This is a genomic window from Streptomyces aurantiacus (assembly GCF_001418335.1).
In the GTDB taxonomy this organism is placed as follows: Bacteria; Actinomycetota; Actinomycetes; order Streptomycetales; family Streptomycetaceae; genus Streptomyces; species Streptomyces aurantiacus.
In genome coordinates, this window is sequence record NZ_LIPP01000221.1 from 1 (window position 1) to 17022 (window position 17022).

The 17022-nt window shown below is 71.8% G+C and carries 15 protein-coding genes; 10 read left to right on the forward strand and 5 right to left on the reverse strand.

Annotated features, from left to right (window positions below; all coding sequences use genetic code 11):
- The first annotated feature begins 131 nt into the window (after positions 1 to 131).
- Positions 132 to 1052: an LLM class F420-dependent oxidoreductase gene (locus tag AOK01_RS26800; RefSeq protein ID WP_055516074.1), complete on the forward strand. Its 921-nt coding sequence runs from the start codon at positions 132 to 134 to the stop codon at positions 1050 to 1052.
- A gap of 102 nt (positions 1053 to 1154) precedes the next feature.
- Here the strand turns inward: AOK01_RS26800 and AOK01_RS26805 are convergent, their stop codons facing one another.
- Positions 1155 to 2042: a LysR family transcriptional regulator gene (locus tag AOK01_RS26805; RefSeq protein ID WP_055516076.1), complete on the reverse strand. Its 888-nt coding sequence runs from the start codon at positions 2040 to 2042 to the stop codon at positions 1155 to 1157.
- Between the two features lie 103 nt (positions 2043 to 2145).
- Here AOK01_RS26805 and AOK01_RS26810 point away from each other — a divergent pair, with 103 nt between their 5' ends.
- Complete coding sequence (locus AOK01_RS26810) at positions 2146 to 2463, forward strand: hypothetical protein (protein ID WP_055516105.1); 318 nt, start codon at positions 2146 to 2148, stop codon at positions 2461 to 2463.
- Positions 2464 to 2546: 83 nt separating this feature from the next.
- Here AOK01_RS26810 and AOK01_RS26815 read toward each other — a convergent pair whose 3' ends face one another.
- Positions 2547 to 3179: a TetR/AcrR family transcriptional regulator gene (locus AOK01_RS26815; protein WP_055516107.1), complete on the reverse strand. Its 633-nt coding sequence runs from the start codon at positions 3177 to 3179 to the stop codon at positions 2547 to 2549.
- A gap of 108 nt (positions 3180 to 3287) precedes the next feature.
- Between AOK01_RS26815 and AOK01_RS26820 the strand changes: the two genes are divergently transcribed.
- Both AOK01_RS26820 and AOK01_RS26825 read left to right on the forward strand, forming a co-directional pair.
- The gene (locus tag AOK01_RS26820; protein WP_055516078.1) at positions 3288 to 4130 is read left to right on the forward strand and encodes an NmrA family NAD(P)-binding protein; all 843 of its coding nucleotides are present in this window, start codon (positions 3288 to 3290) and stop codon (positions 4128 to 4130) included.
- A gap of 35 nt (positions 4131 to 4165) precedes the next feature.
- Positions 4166 to 4930: an SDR family NAD(P)-dependent oxidoreductase gene (locus AOK01_RS26825; RefSeq protein WP_079103773.1), complete on the forward strand. Its 765-nt coding sequence runs from the start codon at positions 4166 to 4168 to the stop codon at positions 4928 to 4930.
- Positions 4931 to 5003: 73 nt separating this feature from the next.
- Here the strand turns inward: AOK01_RS26825 and AOK01_RS26830 are convergent, their stop codons facing one another.
- From AOK01_RS26830 to AOK01_RS26840, 3 genes are all read right to left on the reverse strand, one after another.
- On the reverse strand, positions 5004 to 5657 hold the full coding sequence (locus AOK01_RS26830) for a response regulator (protein ID WP_055516080.1): 654 nt from the start codon (positions 5655 to 5657) through the stop codon (positions 5004 to 5006).
- A gap of 4 nt (positions 5658 to 5661) precedes the next feature.
- Entirely contained in the window at positions 5662 to 7161 is a 1500-nt protein-coding gene (locus AOK01_RS26835) for a sensor histidine kinase (RefSeq protein ID WP_079103774.1), read from the reverse strand.
- Positions 7162 to 7282: 121 nt separating this feature from the next.
- Positions 7283 to 8614, reverse strand: coding sequence for a Clp protease N-terminal domain-containing protein (locus AOK01_RS26840; RefSeq protein ID WP_055516082.1), 1332 nt, complete (start codon positions 8612 to 8614; stop codon positions 7283 to 7285).
- A 313-nt stretch (positions 8615 to 8927) separates the two neighbouring features.
- Here AOK01_RS26840 and AOK01_RS26845 point away from each other — a divergent pair, with 313 nt between their 5' ends.
- From AOK01_RS26845 to AOK01_RS26870, 6 genes are all read left to right on the forward strand, one after another.
- Positions 8928 to 9866: an ABC transporter ATP-binding protein gene (locus AOK01_RS26845; protein WP_055516084.1), complete on the forward strand. Its 939-nt coding sequence runs from the start codon at positions 8928 to 8930 to the stop codon at positions 9864 to 9866.
- Positions 9863 to 10714, forward strand: a complete 852-nt coding sequence (locus AOK01_RS26850; RefSeq protein ID WP_107099923.1) for an ABC transporter permease — start codon at positions 9863 to 9865, stop codon at positions 10712 to 10714. The genes AOK01_RS26845 and AOK01_RS26850 overlap by 4 nt, the downstream gene beginning before the upstream one ends.
- A gap of 84 nt (positions 10715 to 10798) precedes the next feature.
- The gene (locus AOK01_RS26855; RefSeq protein WP_055516116.1) at positions 10799 to 12097 is read left to right on the forward strand and encodes a sensor histidine kinase; all 1299 of its coding nucleotides are present in this window, start codon (positions 10799 to 10801) and stop codon (positions 12095 to 12097) included.
- Complete coding sequence (locus AOK01_RS26860; RefSeq protein WP_055516086.1) at positions 12094 to 12774, forward strand: response regulator; 681 nt, start codon at positions 12094 to 12096, stop codon at positions 12772 to 12774. Before AOK01_RS26855 ends, AOK01_RS26860 begins: the two co-directional genes overlap by 4 nt.
- 115 nt (positions 12775 to 12889) lie before the next feature.
- The gene (locus AOK01_RS26865; RefSeq protein ID WP_055516088.1) at positions 12890 to 14365 is read left to right on the forward strand and encodes a 3' terminal RNA ribose 2'-O-methyltransferase Hen1; all 1476 of its coding nucleotides are present in this window, start codon (positions 12890 to 12892) and stop codon (positions 14363 to 14365) included.
- The gene (locus AOK01_RS26870; protein WP_079103775.1) at positions 14362 to 16962 is read left to right on the forward strand and encodes a polynucleotide kinase-phosphatase; all 2601 of its coding nucleotides are present in this window, start codon (positions 14362 to 14364) and stop codon (positions 16960 to 16962) included. Before AOK01_RS26865 ends, AOK01_RS26870 begins: the two co-directional genes overlap by 4 nt.
- The last annotated feature ends 60 nt before the right edge of the window (positions 16963 to 17022 follow it).

The following is a 17022-nucleotide window of genomic DNA, read 5'->3' on the forward strand; positions in this document are numbered from 1 at the left end:
GCTCCAGGGGCGGTGGGGCGGTGGGGCGGTGGTTCCACCCCACCGGGGACGAGGCCGAGCGGCGGCAGCGAGCGGCAGCGACCGGCGGCACCGATGGGGTCGGCCCGCGTTCGACCGTGCAGGATGGAGGCATGGATCTTCGAATCTTCACCGAGCCCCAGCAAGGGGCGACCTACGACACCCTGCTCGCCGTGGCGAAGGCCACCGAGGACCTTGGGTTCGACGCCTTCTTCCGCTCCGACCACTACCTGCGCATGGGGTCCACGGACGGCCTCCCGGGCCCGACGGACGCCTGGATCACCCTCGCCGGACTCGCCCGCGAGACCAAGCGGATCCGGCTCGGCACGCTGATGACCGCCGGTACGTTCCGTCTCCCCGGCGTTCTGGCGATCCAGGTCGCCCAGGTCGACCAGATGTCCGGCGGCCGGGTCGAACTGGGCCTGGGCGCGGGCTGGTTCGAGGAGGAGCACAAGGCGTACGGCATCCCGTTCCCGAAGGAGAAGATCGCCCGGCTGGAGGAACAGCTGGCGATCGTCACCGGGCTGTGGGAGACCGAGGTCGGCGAGACCTTCAGCTACGACGGCACCTACTACCAGCTCACCGACTCGCCCGCGCTGCCCAAGCCCGCGCAGTCCCGGGTGCCGGTGCTCATCGGCGGCCACGGAGTGTCCCGTACGCCGCGCCTCGCGGGCCGGTACGCGGACGAGTTCAACATGCCGTTCGCGTCGGTCGAGGACAGCGGGAGCCAGTTCGGCCGGGTGCGGGCCGCCGCGGAGGAGGCCGGGCGCAAGGGCACCGACCTCGTCTACTCCAACGCGCTCGTCGCCTGCGTGGGCAAGGACGACGCCGAGGTGGCCCGCCGGGCGGCCTCGATCGGCCGTGAGGTGGCGGAGCTGAAGGCCAACGGCCTGGCGGGTTCCCCGGCCGAGGTCGTCGACAGGATCGGCCGTTTCGCGGAGGTCGGCTCCCAGCGGATCTACCTCCAGATCCTCGACCTCGACGACCTGGACCACCTGGACCTCATCTCCTCCCAGGTCCAGTCCCAGCTCTGAGGGCCGGGTCGGGCCGGGTCGGGCCGGCCGGGCAACGGCATTAGGCTTCCGGCTTCCGGCTTCCGGGTGCCGACACAGGGCGCCGCGTCGGTCCGCGTGCTGTCACGTCGCGGTCGGCGCGGCACCCGCCACGCCGGCGGCGCCCGCGGCCTCCACGGCGGCGGCGACGAAGGAGGCGACCAGGGTCCGGCGGTCGGTCTGCGACCACGCGAGGACGAGGCGGCTGGTCGGAGCGTCGGTCACCGGCCGGTAGACGAGGTCCGGGAACCGGGGCCGGGCGAGTGACCGCGGCAGCATCGCGACGGTCCGGCCGAGCCTGATCATCTGCATGACCTCGGTGATGTCCGAGACCTCGGGCCCTTCGACACCCTTGGGCGCTCCCGTCCAGCCGACTCCTCGCCAGCGCGGCAGCGTCTCGCCGGCGAGGTCGGCCAGACTCAGCGCGGTGCGGGAGGCGAGCCGGTGCCCGGGCGGCAGGATCGCGACGCGCCCTTCGACCGCCAGCGTCTCGTGGTCCAGGCCGGTCATGTCGTCGAAGGGCAGGTACAGCAGCCCCACATCGGCCCGCCCGTCGAGGATGTGGTCGGCGCGGTCGGTGGCCCCGCCGAACAGGATGTCCACCTGCCGTGCTTCCGGCCGCTGCGCGTAGGCGGCCAGGATGCCCGACAGGAGGTCCGCGTCCCCGCCGGGTTTGATCACCAGGCGCAGCTGCGCCTGGCGGTCACCGGCCCGGCGTGCCTTCTCGGCTGCCGCGCCGACCGCGTTGAGCGCGTGCCGGCCGTGGTGCAGCAGCGCTTCGCCCGCCGGGGTCAGCGCGACGTGCCGACTCGAACGCTCCAGCAGCTTCACCCCCAGCCGTGACTCAAGCCGCTGGACGGTTTTCGACAACGCGGGCTGGGCGATCGTCAAGCGGGCCGCGGCATGACCGAAATGCAGTTCCTCGGCCAGTGCGACGAAGTACTCCAGCTCGCGCGTCTCCAGATCTGCCATGCCTGGAGGGTATCCCTGATGGCCTTTCACTGATTCCTGTCAGGAATCGATTGAGAACCGAGGGATCTTGGACGCGGGTGACAAACGCCTGTTCACTGAAGGCATGATTCATCACACGACGATCGTGGCGTTCGACAATCCGATTCCCGAGAACGAGCTGAACCAGTACCTGAAGGAGTTCGAGGAACTCGTGATGGGCTCCGGTGTGGTCGAGACGTTCTCGGCCAGGCCCCACATCCGGGTGCCCGGTGACGACCATGCCCCCGTGGCCGTGGCCAGCGCGGTCATGCAGTTCGGCATCGCGGACCTCGACGCCCTCAACGCGGCCTTCACCATTCCGGGCGCCGGCGACCTCATCAAGCGCTGGCAGAGCCGCTATCCGAACAAGGCGATCTGGGTCAACCACGAGCCGCTGACCTGAGCCACTGACCTGAGCCGCTGACCTGAGCAAAAAGGTCTCCACTTGGAGCAGCCGCGCTACAGCAGCCGCGCTACCGAGCCGTGCTACCTCGGCAGGGCCGGTGCGGCTGTTCCGCCGGAGGCCAGGGCGATGAGGGTGTCGAGCACGGTTTCGAGAGCCCGGGTGTCGCGGTGGACCTGCGCGAGGAGCAGGCCCCCCTGGAGCGCGGCGAGAAAGGTGACGGCGAGGTCGTCCGGGTCGGTCTCGTCCGCGAGCCGCCCGGCGGCGTGCAGGGTTCGCAGGCCGTCGCCGATGGTGGCTGACCATCTGTCGAATCCGGCGGCGAGCAGGGCGCGGGCCTCGGGGTCGGCCTCGGCGAGTTGGCCGCTGAGCGATCCGAGGGGGCAGCCTCCCTTGGCTTCGGTGCTCTTCGCCTGGTCGATCACCATGTCCCGCCAGGCCCCGAGCCCTTCGATGCTGCCGAGGTCGGCCTCGCGCTGGTTGCCCAGGATGGTGTCGGCCTGGTGGTCGATGACCGCCTGGAGCAACTCCTCCTTGCCGGCGAAGTAGTGGTAGAGCTGTGATCCGCTGACCTCCGCCGCCGCCCGCACGTCATCGAGCGTGGTGGCCGCGACACCCCGCTCGTGGATCAGCCGGGCGGCGGCGTCCACGATCCGCGCCCGCGTACGTGCTCCCTTGGCGGTCAGCTTCGGCAGGTTCCGCGTCTCGGTGCTCATGACACCCACTCTAACATTTCTGGGTTTGACAACCCATTCCACGTGACGGAGAGTGGGTTGTGCAACCCATTTTGGGAGTGAGCTGGAGCGAACGGAAAGAGGCCCCGCATGATCCTTGTCACCACGGCCGGGAAGGTCGGCTCCGAAGCGGTGCGGCTGCTCGCCGAGCGGCAGGAGCCGGTCCGGGTGCTGGTCCGCGACCCCGCGAAGGCAATGGCACTGGCGGACGCGGGCGCGCACGTCGTCGTCGGCGACCTGGCGGCGCCTGCGAGCATCGACGCGGCGATGGCGGGCGTGACCGCGGTGGTGCTGGTCAGTCCCGCCGTGCCCGCGCAGGAACTGAACGTCGTCGCCGCCGCCGCACGGGCCGGGGTCGGCCACATCGTCAAGGCCACCAGCAAGGCCTCGCCCGATGCGCCGATCGCCCGGCGGCGCGGGCAGAGCGAGATCGAGGCCGGGCCGGCCGCCTGCGGGGTGCCCCACACCCTGCTGCGTTCGAACGCCTATATGCAGAACGTCCTCGCGTCGGCGCCCGAGATCGCCAGGACCGACGGCTTCGGCTCGGCGGCCGGCAAGGGACGGACAGGCATGGTCGACGCCCGGGACGTGGCGGCGGTGGCCGCCGGGATCGTAGCCGCGCCCGCCGCGCACGCCGGCAGGACGTACTGGCTCTCCGGCCCGCGGTCGGTCTCCAACGACGACGTGGCCGCCGTGCTCTCCGGGCTGCTGGGCCGGACCATCACCTACCGGGAACTCGGCTTCGAGGAGCACAAGGACGCGATGATCCGCGCCGGAGTCCCCGAGCAGGTCGCCCACATGAACGCCCAGGCGTTCAGCCTGACCGCTGAAGGCGACGCCGAGTGGGTCACCCAGGACGTGCCGACCCTGCTGGGCCGCCCGGCGCGCTCGTTCGAGCAGTTCGCCGCCGACCACGCCGCCTCGTTCGCGTAGCCGTCGCACAGCCAGAGAAGAAGGAATCTTCGACCATGACGCTTCAGGCCAGTCTTCAGGACGCACTCCAGGACACACTTCAGGACAAGACCGCACTCGTGACGGGCGCCACCTCGGGTATCGGCCGCGCCGTCGCGCAGCGCCTGGCCCGCCACGGCGCGCGGGTGATCGTGACCGGTCGCGACAAGCAGCGCGGTGAAGAGGTCGTCGCCGGGATCGAGGCGGAGGGAGGCAGGGCCAGGTTCCTCGCCGCCGATCTCGCGGACTTCGACGACGTGCGGCGCCTCGCCGGGGAAGCGGCGGACGTCGACATCCTCGTGAACAACGCCGGTGTGGCCCTGGGCGGCCCGACCGAGCAGACCGCGCAGGAGGACTTCGACCTCGTCTTCGCCGTCAACGTCAAGGCGCCGTTCTACCTGACCGCGGCGATCGCCCCGCGGATGGCCGCCCGTGGTGGCGGCGCCATCATCAGCATCTCGACCATGGCGGCGACCATCGGCATGAGCGGCCTGGCCGCCTACGGAGCCTCCAAGGCCGCGATCGAGGCCCTGACCAGGTCCTGGACCGCCGAGTTCGGCCCGCGGGGCGTACGGGTCAACGTCGTGGCCCCCGGACCGACCCGCACACCGGCGAGTGCCGCGATGGGCGAGATGTTCGACACGCTGGCCGCAGCCGTGCCGGCGCAGCGAGGAGCGGATCCCGACGAGATCGCCGCGGCCGTCTGCTTCCTCGCCTCCGACGAGGCCGGCTTCATCTACGGGGCGGTGCTGCCCGCCGACGGAGGCCGCGTCGCGATCTGACCAGGCTTCTCAGTGACTTCAGTGACTCTGACTCAGTGACTCAGTGACTCAGTGGCCCGCGACGGCTCATGGCTCAGTGGTCGGTGAGCAGGCCGGCGTCGTGGGCCAGGACGGCGGCCTGTACGCGGTTGGCGCAGCCGGTGCGGGTCAGGATTCTGCTGATGTGCGCCTTGACCGTGCCGGCGCTCAGATACAGCTGATCGGCGATCTCCGCGTTGGACAGACCGGTGCCGAGCAACCGCAGGACGTCCCGTTCGGCCGGGGTCAGCTCCTCGGTCCTGCGCAGGGCGGCCTCGGTGTCCCGGCCGGATCGTACGTGCCGTTCCAGCAGTTGGCGGGTGATGCGGGGCGCCAGGGCCGGTTCCCCGCTCGCGGCGAGCCGTACGGCGTCGATCAGCTCGACGGGGCCGGTGTCCTTGAGGAGGAATCCGCTCGCACCGGCCCGCAGAGCGCGCGTCACACTCGCCTCCTCGCCGAACGCCGTGAGCATCACGACGTACGTGCGGGGGGAGACGCGGGCGATGTCCTCGGCGGCCGCGATCCCGTCCCTGCCCGGCATCTGGATGTCGAGCAGGGCCACATCGATGTCCTGCGTGCGGCACGCCGCGGCGGCTTCCAGGCCGTCGCCCGCCTCGGCCACCACCTCGATGTCCTCGGCGTTCTCCAGGATCAGCCGGATCCCGACGCGCATCAGCGCCTCGTCGTCGGCGACCAGAACTCGGATCATCAGCTCATCTTAGGGCTGCCGTCAGCAGCAGGAACACGAGGAAGCCCACCGTCGGCAGGACCACCAGCACCGCCGCGCACCCGGCCCCCAGGACACGCGGCCACGTCAGGACCTCGTCCGACAGCGGGGATCGGCCCACTCCCGGCCCGGGACCGGATCCGGTGCTGGACCCAGGGCTGGACCCAGGGCTGGATTCAGGGGTGAGTCCCGCGGGCGTGGGCGTGGGCGTGGGCGCGTTGCCGTTCGCCTGAAGTGGCAACCAGGCCGCCACGCGGAAGCCGCCGTCGGCCAGGGCACCCGCCTCGAAACCGCCGCCGAGCAGCGAGATCCGCTCCTGAAGTCCCGCCAGGCCACTGCGAGTTCCGCCCTGGGAACGGTTGTCCGCACGCGGTACGCCGTTGGTGACGGACACCTCGATACCGGCGCCCACACTCCTGACCTCCACCCGGGTGGGTGCCCCGGACGCGTGTTTCAGTACGTTCGTCAGCCCTTCGCGGACCACCCGGTGGACCGCCTGCCGGGTGCGGTCGTCCACCGCCGCCGCGTCGGGCACGGACCAGCCGAGTTCGACCGCGCCGCCCGTCCGCCGGGACTCCGCCACCAGGGCGGTGATGTCCTCGCGCGTTCCCCGCTCGCTCCCGGACTCGTCAGCCGTGTCCGCGTCGTGGCGCAGTACGCCGAGGATCTCGCGCAGTTCCGCCATGGCCGTACCGGCGGTCGTACGCAGCAACTCGGCCTGTCCGGAGAGGGGAGGCGCCTGGCGCGCGGCGGCGAGTTCCAGCGCCCCGGCATGCACCGAGATCAGGCTCAGCCGGTGCCCCAGGAGATCGTGCATCTCGCTCGCGATCCGGTTCCGTTCCTCAAGACGGGCGGTCGAGGCGCTCAGCGAACGGGCCTGCTCCAGATAGTCGTTGCGCTCCCGGAGCAGGTCGACCAGGAACCGCCGCTGCCCCAGCAGGGTTCCGGCGAGGGCGGGGAGCAACACGAGCAGCACGGCGGAGATCCCGTTGCCCGCCAGGTCCAGCGGCAGGTTCCGCCACCGGGGGATCGCCAGGACGACGGTCAGCAGCACCACGACGGCGCAGGCCGTGCCGACGGTCTGCCAGGCCCGCCGCGTCGGAGCGATACGCCGGGTGGCGGACAGCACGATCAGCGGAACCGCCGCCAGCGTCCATATGCTGACGCCCACGACCAGCGGAGCGACGCCGAGGACCGCAGCGACCGGCCGGGTCCGCCGCGCGGCGACGAGCAGTGTCGCCCACAGCGCTTCGAGTGCCGCCAGGACGGGCCGGTCCGGCGTCACCAGCAGCAGCGGGATCAGTCCGAAGGCGGCCGTCAGGGCGCAGAGCAGCCCCTCGGCGCGGACCGTCCGGCGGGGAGCCGCGCGTACCGCCGCCCAGCTCTCGGCCGCCGCGTCCCGTATGCGCCCGGGGACACCGGCCGGCCCGCGCAAGCCCGGCCGCACGGGAGGCTGCCCCGAGTCCTCGGACACCTGACTCGTCATCACTTCTGCTCCTGCTCCTGTACGTGCTCCTGTACGTGCCGGTGGCCTCGGCGCCGTGGACCCGCCGGGAGGAGGAACGGTAGCTCCGGCGGTGACGGTCGTCGGCCGGGGCTCCCCGGTGTCACGCGCCCAACCGGAGGCGCAACTCGGCCCGCAGGGCGGCCAGATCCACCTGACCGGAAGCCCGCAGCAGTCGTACGACCGAGCCCGCGTCGGCCTCCGCCGCGGGTTCACCGAGCAGCGCGGACAGCAGATGGACCGTACCGACCGTGGGGGAGCCGTGCTCGGCGGCGGTGAGCTGCGCGACCGCCATGAGCTTGTCGACGGCGGGGGACAACCGCACATCGGCAGCGTCGGTGGCTCCGGCAGCGTCGGCGACAGCGGACGCCGGCGCCGAGGTGGCCGCCGCCAGGGTCAGGGAAGTCTGCCGCACCCCGTGCCGGCGCAACAGGGCCGGGGCCGCGTTGGCCGCCGCGAGGCTCTCGGGAAGCGACCGGCCGGCGACGGACAGGGCGCGGTCCAGGGCCAGGATGCCCAGCAGGAGGTCCACGGGCTCGGCCGCGGCGCGCCCGCACCGTACCGCCTGCCGTACGGCCTCGACGGACACCGCGAACAGCACCGGCGAGCCGTTCTGGCCGGACCCCGAGGTCCACGACGTGAACGCGCGGGTCAGGCGGTTGCCGCTCTTGCCCAGGGTCCCGGCCCGGCGGAGCAGGGTGACACCGCGGGACTCCGGACCCTCGCTCTGCGCCGACTGCGCCGACTGTGCGGACTGCGCCGACTGCGCGGAGGCGCCGGCGGCCTGTCCGTCGAGCGCCGTTGCCGCGGCGGCCGGGTCCAGCCTCCGCAGCAGCAGCGCTTCGCGGGCCCTGCTGTCGGGCAGGTCCACCAGGGCGCGGGCCACGTGCCGGCAGCGCACCGAGACCGTCCCTTCGGCGCGGGCCGACCCGATCGCGCGCAGCAGGCACATACGCAGCGCCCCGGTCATCCGGGGCTGTGCCTGATCGCTCCGCGGGGCGGCTCCGCGTGAGGCGGCTCCGCGCGAGCCGAGGCCGAGACGCCACTGCGCCTCGCGCCAGGCGGTGTCGACCTCATGCGCGTCGACCTCGTGTACGTCGGCATCCTGCGCGTCGCCATCGACGGCGGCCGGTGCGTCCGGGCCCTCGTCGTCGTTCGCCCAGCCACGGTCCCCCCGCCCGGAGATCAGGCCGCTCAGCGAACCGGCGGCCCGCATGCCGGGGGTGATGGCCGCACCGGCGTCCGTGTCCCCCATGACGAGCGCGGCCAGCACGGTCTCCGTACCCACGACCGGTGACTCGCGCCTGACCGCGCCGCGCAGGGCCTCCACGAGCAGATCCATGACATCGGGCTCGAACTCCGTGGTCGCTCCGGTCGTCGATCGCTGCTCCTCGTCCTGGTCCTGGCCCTGGTGCTGGTCCTGGTGCTGGTCCATCGAGCGTCCCCCTCGGTATGCGGTGGTCTGATGCGAACGACGCTAGGCGCACGCCCCGGAGCCCCGCGTCGGCCGACTGGCCGGCCTCCCGGTCCGACTGTCCAGTCTTCCGGTCCGAACGGCCCGCCTCCCGGTCCGAACGGCCGCCGCCCCGGCCGCGGTCGGTCCGCGGTGCAGCGGCGCACGTAGTACCGCGGTACCACCTCCTCGCGACGATTCAGACCGCGGTACCACGGGATCGGCCGGGCCGGGAACCAGACTTCGTGGTGAGCGCGCCAGGACCGTCCGGTGCGGAAGCCGAGGAAGCAACGCGATGATCGAGGCACAGCAACTGACCAAGAGGTACGGCGAGAAGACGGCCACGGACCGGCTCGACTTCGTCGTACGGCCGGGTTCCGTGACCGGCTTTCTCGGCCCCAACGGCGCGGGGAAGTCCACCACCATGCGCATGATCGTCGGGCTCGACGCCCCGACGAGCGGCTCCGTGACGGTGGGTGGCCGCCGCTACGCGCGGCACCGGGCGCCTTTGCAGGAAGTCGGCGCGTTGCTGGAGGCGAAGTCCATCCACCCGGGACGCTCGGCGTTCCAGCACCTCAACGCGCTGGCGCTGACCCACGGAATTCCGCGGAGCAGGGTGCACGAGGTCATCGAGCTCGCGGGCCTGGAGAGCGTGGCGAAGAAGCGGGCCGGTGCCTTCTCGCTCGGCATGGGCCAGCGGCTCGGCATCGCGGCGGCACTGCTGGGCGATCCCCAGACGGTGATGCTGGACGAGCCGGTGAACGGGCTGGACCCCGAGGGTGTGCTGTGGATCCGCAACCTGCTGACGGGGCTCGCGGCCGAGGGCCGCACGGTGTTCGTGTCGTCGCACCTGATGAGCGAGATGGCGCTGGTGGCGGACCATCTGATCGTCGTGGGCCGCGGGCGGCTGCTGGCGGACACCACCGTGCACGATCTGATCCGCGAGGCGGGCGGCGACACGGTGAACGTGACCACGCAGGAGCCGACGCGCCTGCGCGAGGCGCTGGCAGGCCCGGACGTCGACATCACCGGCCGGCCCGGCTCCGAGGAACTGCAGGTGCGCGGAGTGAGCGCGCGTGACATCGGGCTCAGGGCGGCGCAGCACGGGATCGCGCTGTTCGAACTGAGCCAGAAGACGGTGTCGTTGGAGGAGGCGTTCATGGATCTCACCAAGGACGCCGTCGAGTACCACGGCTCCACGGCCGGCATCGAGTCCCCCGGGAGGGCGGCATGAGCACCACCATGACCTTGACGACGACCGAGTCTCCCGAGACCGGCCCCGCACCGCGCCCCGTCCACCGGGTGACCGGCCTGGGCGTGCTGCGCTCGGAGTGGGCCAAGCTGTGGTCGCTGCGCTCGACGTGGATCACGCTGGGCCTCGGCCTGGTGTTCCTGGTGGCGGTGGGTGTGATCGCCGCCATGCAGTACTCGTCGCAGTTCGACTCCGGCAATCCCATGGAGGACGACTTCGCCGACTCGACGGCCGTCAGCCTGGCCCTGTTCGGCACGATGTTCGCGCAACTGGCACTGGGCGTGCTGGGCGTGCTGATCACCGCCGGTGAGTACTCGACCGGCATGATCCGCTCGACGCTGGCCGCGGTGCCGCGCCGGCTGCCCGTCCTGTGGGCCAAGTCGGCCGTGTTCGGGCTGGTCGCGCTGGTGGTGGGGATGGTCGGCGCGTTCGGTACGTTCCTGTTGGCCAGCGGCATCGTGGACGGTACGGACGCGGCCATGGGTCTGTCGGACACCGGTGTCGTACGCAGCCTGCTGGGCGCGGGGCTCTACCTCTGCCTCATCGGGGTGATCGGCGCGGCGCTGGGGTCCCTGATGCGATCGGTGGCAGGCGGGATCTCGGTCCTGGTCGCCACCCTGATGCTGGTCCCGGGGCTGATGACGCTGCTGCCGAACGCCTGGGAGGAGAATCTCACCCCGTACCTGCCCAGCAGCGCGGGCGAGTCGATGTTCGCCCTGACGCACGACTCCACGACCTTGTCGCCGACGGCCGGGCTGCTGGTCTTCCTCGGCTGGACGCTTCTCGCGCTGGGCGGGGCGGCGTACCGGATGGTACGCCGCGACGTCTGACGGCGCCGGTACGCAGCGACGTCCGACGGCCCGCACCATGGACAGGTGATATCCGTGACCACCACCACCGACGACATCAGCGCGATGGGCCCGTTCGTCGGCCGCCTGGGCCGGTTCGGCGAGCGGCTCAGGCAGGCCGAGCGGGCGCATCCGTGGGTGCTTGATGTCGTGGTGGTGGGGCTCGTCTTCGCGCTGTTCTGCCTGCCGGACCTGATGGACGGGGGCGGGTTCGACGACGACGCTCCCCCGGAGGTCCGCGCCGCGTTCGGCGAGCCGTCGGTGGCGGAAATGCTCGCGCTGCAGGCCGGCCTGGTGCTGCCGCTGCTGTGGCGGCGCCGGAGGCCCCTGCCGGTCTTCGGTGCCGTGATGACGGTCTTCATGCTCCAGTGGGCCCTTGATGTCGCCCTGCGCGCGGACGTCGCCCTGCTCGTCGCGCTCTACGGCCTGGCCCTGCGCGGCCGGCCGCGGGAGCTGCCGTGGGCCTGTGGAGCCGTGCTGGGGGCCACGGCGCTGGTCACGGTGCGGGTGTCGGTGGCCGTCACCTTCTGGGTCGCGCTGTTCTTCCTGCTCAGCGCCGCGACCGCGGCCCTGGCGCTCGGACTGATGGTACGGATCCGGCGGGCCCAGGTCGCCGGACTGCGGGAGCGGGCGGAGCGCCTGGAGATCGAACGCGATCAGCGCAGCAGGCTGGCGGTCGCCACCGAGCGCGCCAGGGTGGCCCGCGAGATGCACGACATCGTGGGCCACAACCTGTCCGTCATGATCACGCTCGCCGACGCCGGAGCGTACGCCACCGACGTCACTCCCCACCGGAGCAAGGAGGCGCTCCTGCTCATCGGCGACACCGGCCGTCAGGCACTGGGCGAGCTGCGGCGTGTGCTCGGCCTGCTGCGTGAGTCCGCCAAGGGGCGCCCCCGCGACGCCGAGCTCAGCCCGCAGCCCGGTATCGCGGACATCGACGCCCTGTGCGCGGGCGTACGGGCCGCCGGTCTTGAGGTCGTCTACCGGACGGGCGGGAACCTGACCGCCCTGGACGACGGCGTGCAGCTGACGGTCCACCGCATCGTGCAGGAGGCGCTGACCAACACCCTCAAGCACGCCGGTGCCGGCAGCCGTGTCGGCCTCGCGATCACCATGGAGGGCAGTCGGCTGAACCTCCGTATCCACGACACCGGCGCGGCCGGCCGTACGGCGCAACCGTCGAACGAGGAAGGACACGGCCTGGTGGGGATGCGTGAACGAGTGGCTCTCTACGAGGGGAGCCTGAGCGCGGGACCCGCGCCCGGCGGAGGATGGACGGTGGAAGCCGCTCTCGACCTCACCCCCCGAGGCGGTCTCACCCCCGGGGGCGGTCCCACCTTCCGCCGAGGCGGTGCGTCATGACCACGGTGCTCATCGTCGACGACCAGGACCTGCAGCGCTTCGGTTTCCGCGTGCTGCTGGAGTCGGTGCCCGAGACCGAGGTGGTCGGCGAGGCCGCGCACGGCGCCGAGGCCGTCCGCAAGGCCGCCGAACTGCGGCCCGACGTCGTTCTCATGGACGTACGCATGCCGGGCATGGACGGCATCGAGGCGACCCGCCGCATCGTCGCCTCCGGCGGTCGCTCCCGTGTTCTCGTCCTGACCACCTTCGACCTGGACGAATACGCCCACGCCGCGCTCCGCGCCGGCGCCAGCGGCTTCCTCCTCAAGGATGCCCGCCCCGAGGAACTGCTCGCCGGTATACGTGCCGTCGCCGGGGGCGACGCCGTGGTCGCCCCTGCCCTCACCCGCCGCCTCCTGGACGAGTTCGCCCATCACCTGCCCGCTCGCGCCGAGGACCCCACCAAGGACCCTGTCGAGGACCCGCGGCTGACCTCCCTCACCCACCGCGAGCGCGAGATCCTCGTCGTCATCGGCAGGGGCTGGACCAACGGTGAGATCGCCGCCCGGCTCGTCCTGTCCGAGTCCACGGTCAAAACCCACGTCGGCCGCATCCTGGCCAAGATCGGCGCCCGCGACCGCGTCCAGGCCGTGATCCTGGCCTACGACCTCGGACTCGCCCGGTCCCCCACCGACTGAGCAGGCGAAGGCCGCGGAGCGAAAATCCCCGAGTGCGCCGGGGAGGGTCGCTGTACGTTGTGCGGACAACCGTCAACTGTCCCCAGCTCAGCAGCCATTTCGAGGCAGACTCACCGTGTTCCTGACGATCAGTACGACCGGCGCCCCCGACCGACCCGCGACCGACCTCGGCTTCCTGCTGCACAAGCATCCCGACAACGCGCAGGTGTTCCCGACCTCCTACGGCAGGGCCCACGTCCTCTACCCCGAGGCGAGCGCGGAGCGCTGCACGGCGGCGTTGCTCCTGGAGGTCGACGCGGTCGCCCTGGTCCGGCGCGGCAAGGGCAAGGGCCGCGGCGGAGCACCGGACGCGGCTCTCGCGCAGTACGTCAACGACCGCCCGTACGCCGCCTCCTCGCTCCTCGCCGTCGCGCTGAGCAGCGTGTTCTCCAGCGCGATGAAGGGCACCTGCCATGCCAGGCCCGAGCTGCCCGGGCAGCCGCTGCCGCTGCGCGTCGAGGTGCCCGCACTGCCGGCCCGCGGCGGCGCCGATGTCGTACGCGCGCTCTTCGAGCCGCTCGGGTGGGCGGTGAGCGCGGAACCCGTGCCGCTGGACACCGAGTTCCCGCAGTGGGGTGACTCCCGGTACGTACGCCTCGTACTGGAGGGTGAGCAGCGCCTCGCCGACGCGTTGCGGCAGCTGTATGTCCTCCTCCCGGTGCTCGACGACGCCAAGCACTACTGGGTCTCCTCCGACGAGGTGGACAAGCTGCTGCGGGCCGGGGAGGGCTGGCTGTCGGACCACCCGGAGCAGAAGCTCATCACCAGCCGCTATCTGTCGCGCCGTTGGTCGCTCACCCGGCAGGCCATGGAGCGGCTGGAACTCGTACGCCTCGCCGAGACGGACGACAGCGTGGTCGGGGAGATCGACAACGCCGTCGACGAGCAGACGGACACCGAGGAGCAGCCCGTACCGCTCGCCGTCCGGCGGCGGGACGCGATCCTGGCCGCGCTGGCGGCGACCGACGCCGCCAGGGTGCTCGATCTCGGCTGCGGGCAGGGCCAGTTGGTGCAGGCGCTGCTGAAGGACACGCGCTACACCGAGATCGTCGGAGTCGACGTGTCGATGCGGGCGCTCACCATCGCCTCGCGGCGGCTCAAGCTGGACCGGATGGGGGAGCGGCAGGCCGAACGCGTCACGCTCGTCCAGGGCTCGCTCGCGTACACCGACAAGCGGCTCAAGGGGTACGACGCCGCCGTGCTCAGCGAGGTGATCGAACACCTCGACCTGCCGCGGCTGCCCGCCCTGGAGTACGCGGTGTTCGGCTCCGCGCGCCCCAGGACGGTGATCGTGACAACGCCGAACGCCGAGTACAACGTCCGCTGGGAGACCCTCCCGGCCGGCCACGTCCGGCACCGCGACCACCGCTTCGAGTGGACCCGCGCCGAGTTCGCGGCCTGGGCGGAGGCGGTGGCCGAACGGCACGGCTACGGCGTGGAGTTCGTACCGGTCGGACCCGACGACCCCGAGGTGGGGCCACCTACCCAGATGGCCGTCTTCACGGTCACCACCGAGAACAAGAGCGCCACGAGGGAGGAGAAGGCCGCATGAGCGACACCAACGACACCAACGGAACCAACGGAAGCAGTGAGAGCAACGGGACCGTCGGATCCGACGAGACCCGGGTGCGTACGCTGCCCGTCACCGACCTCTCCCTCGTCGTGCTGGTCGGCGCCTCAGGCTCGGGCAAGTCCACCTTCGCGCGGCGGCACTTCAAGCCGACCGAGGTGATCTCGTCGGACTTCTGCCGTGGTCTCGTCGCCGATGACGAGAACGACCAGAGCGCCGGCCGGGACGCCTTCGACGTCCTGCACTACATCGCGGGCAAGCGGCTCGCGGCGGGCCGGCGCACCGTCGTGGACGCGACCAACGTGCAGCAGGAGGGCCGCAAGCAGCTGATCGAGCTCGCCAGGAAGCACGACGTGCTGCCCATCGCCATCGTGCTCGACGTGCCCGAGCAGGTGTGCGCCGAGCGCAACGCCTCGCGCACCGACCGAGCCGACATGCCGCGCCGCGTCATCCAGCGGCACATCCGCGAACTGCGGCGCTCACTGCGGCACCTGGAGCGCGAGGGCTTCAGGAAGGTGCACGTCCTGCGGGGCGTGGCGGAGGCCGAGACCGCCGAGGTCCGCACCGAGAAGCGGTACAACGACCTGACCCACCTCACCGGACCGTTCGACATCATCGGCGACATCCACGGCTGCGCCTCCGAACTGGACGCGCTGCTGGGCAAGTTGGGCTACGTGGACGGCGTGCACCCCGAGGGGCGTACGGCCGTGTTCGTCGGCGACCTCGTCGACCGCGGCCCCGACTCGCCGGGCGTCCTGCGCCGGGTGATGTCCATGGTCGGCTCGGGCGACGCCCTGTGCGTGCCGGGCAATCATGAAAACAAGTACGGCCGGCACCTCAAGGGCCGCAAGGTCCAGCACACCCACGGCCTCGCCGAGACCATCGAGCAGATGGAGCGCGAGAGCGACGAGTTCAAGCAGCAGGTGCGGGAGTTCGTGGACGGGCTCGTCAGCCACTACGTCCTCGACGGCGGCGGCCTCGTCGTCTGCCACGCGGGACTGCCCGAGAAGTACCACGGCCGTACGTCGGGCCGGGTGCGCTCGCACGCGTTGTACGGCGAGACCACCGGCGAGACCGACGAGTTCGGGCTGCCGGTGCGCTACCCGTGGGCCGAGGACTACCGGGGCCGGGCGGCGGTCGTCTACGGCCACACACCCGTGCCGGAGGCCACCTGGCTGAACAACACCATCTGCCTGGACACCGGAGCGGTGTTCGGCGGCAAGCTCACCGCGCTGCGCTGGCCGGAGCGCGAACTCGTCGACGTACCGGCCGAGCGGGTCTGGTACGAGCCGGTCAAGCCGCTGGCCTCCGAGGCCCCCGGCGGCCACGAGGGACGGCCGCTGGACCTCGCCGACGTACAAGGCCGGAGGATCGTCGAGACCCGGCACGCGGGACGGATCTCCGTACGTGAGGAGAACGCGGCCGCGGCCCTGGAGGTCATGAGCCGCTTCGCCGTGGACCCGCGCCTGATGCCGTACCTGCCGCCGACCATGGCACCCACCGCCACGTCGCGGGTCGAGGGCTACCTGGAGCACCCGGCCGAGGCCTTCGAGCAGTACCGGGCAGAAGGCGTCGCGCGGGTCGTGTGCGAGGAGAAGCACATGGGGTCGCGGGCGGTGGCGCTGGTGTGCCGGGACGCGGCGACCGCGCGCGAGCGGTTCGGGGCGTCCGGAGTCACCGGCGCGCTCTACACCCGTACCGGGCGGCCCTTCTTCGACGACCCGGCGATGGCCGAGGAGATCCTCGGCCGGGTACGGGACGCCGTCACGGAGGCCGGTCTGTGGGAGGAGCTGACGACGGACTGGATACTGCTCGACGCCGAGCTGCTGCCCTGGTCGCTGAAGGCGTCCGGACTGCTGCGCTCGCAGTACGCGGCCGTCGGCGCCGCGGCCGGGGCGGTGTTCCCGGGAGCGGTGGCCGCCCTCGAAGCCGCCGCGGCACGGGGCGTGGACGTGGGGGACCTGCTGGCCAAGCAGCGGGAACGGGCCGCCGACGCGGCCTCCTTCACCGACGCCTACCGGCGGTACTGCTGGCCCACGTCCGGCCTGGAAGGGGTGCGGCTCGCCCCGTTCCAGATCCTCGCCACCCAGGGCCGCAGCCTGGCGGGCGTGCCGCACGACGAACAGCTCGCCCTGATCGACCGGCTGGTGACGGCCGACCCGTCCGGGATGCTGGCGACCACCCGGCGCCTCTACGTCGACCCGGCCGACCCGGCGTCGGTGCGGGCGGGGATCGACTGGTGGCTGGAGATGACCGGCCGCGGCGGCGAGGGCATGGTCGTCAAGCCGCTCGGCGCGCTGGTGCGCGGCGAGGGGGGCCGCCTGGTCCAGCCCGGCATCAAGTGCCGGGGCCGCGAGTACCTGCGGATCATCTACGGCCCGGAGTACACACGCCCCGAGAATCTCGACCGGCTGCGGGGCCGTTTCCTCAACCACAAGCGCTCACTGGCCCTGCGCGAGTACGCCCTGGGCCTGGAGTCCCTGGACCGGCTCGCCGAGGGGGAGCCGCTGTGGCGGGTGCACGAGGCGGTGTTCGGGGTGCTGGCGCTGGAGTCGGAGCCGGTGGATCCTCGGCTGTGACGACGCTGTGGCCCGCCTGCCCGGACACCGGGTGTTCGTGAAGCCGGGTGTTCTTGAAGG

Bases quoted from the DNA above. Each gene is read 5' to 3' on its own strand.
- AOK01_RS26805 (WP_055516076.1), bottom strand. From the start codon at position 2,042: ATGGCAGATCTGGAGACGCGCGAGCTGGAGTACTTCGTCGCACTGGCC.
- AOK01_RS26870 (WP_079103775.1), top strand. From the start codon at position 14,362: ATGAGCGACACCAACGACACCAACGGAACCAACGGAAGCAGTGAGAGC.
- AOK01_RS26800 (WP_055516074.1), top strand. From the start codon at position 132: ATGGATCTTCGAATCTTCACCGAGCCCCAGCAAGGGGCGACCTACGAC.
- AOK01_RS26855 (WP_055516116.1), top strand. From the start codon at position 10,799: ATGGGCCCGTTCGTCGGCCGCCTGGGCCGGTTCGGCGAGCGGCTCAGG.
- AOK01_RS26845 (WP_055516084.1), top strand. From the start codon at position 8,928: ATGATCGAGGCACAGCAACTGACCAAGAGGTACGGCGAGAAGACGGCC.
- AOK01_RS26850 (WP_107099923.1), top strand. From the start codon at position 9,863: ATGAGCACCACCATGACCTTGACGACGACCGAGTCTCCCGAGACCGGC.
- AOK01_RS26835 (WP_079103774.1), bottom strand. From the start codon at position 7,161: ATGACGAGTCAGGTGTCCGAGGACTCGGGGCAGCCTCCCGTGCGGCCG.
- AOK01_RS26830 (WP_055516080.1), bottom strand. From the start codon at position 5,657: ATGATCCGAGTTCTGGTCGCCGACGACGAGGCGCTGATGCGCGTCGGG.
- AOK01_RS26810 (WP_055516105.1), top strand. From the start codon at position 2,146: ATGATTCATCACACGACGATCGTGGCGTTCGACAATCCGATTCCCGAG.
- AOK01_RS26860 (WP_055516086.1), top strand. From the start codon at position 12,094: ATGACCACGGTGCTCATCGTCGACGACCAGGACCTGCAGCGCTTCGGT.
- AOK01_RS26820 (WP_055516078.1), top strand. From the start codon at position 3,288: ATGATCCTTGTCACCACGGCCGGGAAGGTCGGCTCCGAAGCGGTGCGG.
- AOK01_RS26825 (WP_079103773.1), top strand. From the start codon at position 4,166: ATGACGCTTCAGGCCAGTCTTCAGGACGCACTCCAGGACACACTTCAG.
- AOK01_RS26815 (WP_055516107.1), bottom strand. From the start codon at position 3,179: ATGAGCACCGAGACGCGGAACCTGCCGAAGCTGACCGCCAAGGGAGCA.
- AOK01_RS26840 (WP_055516082.1), bottom strand. From the start codon at position 8,614: ATGGACCAGCACCAGGACCAGCACCAGGGCCAGGACCAGGACGAGGAG.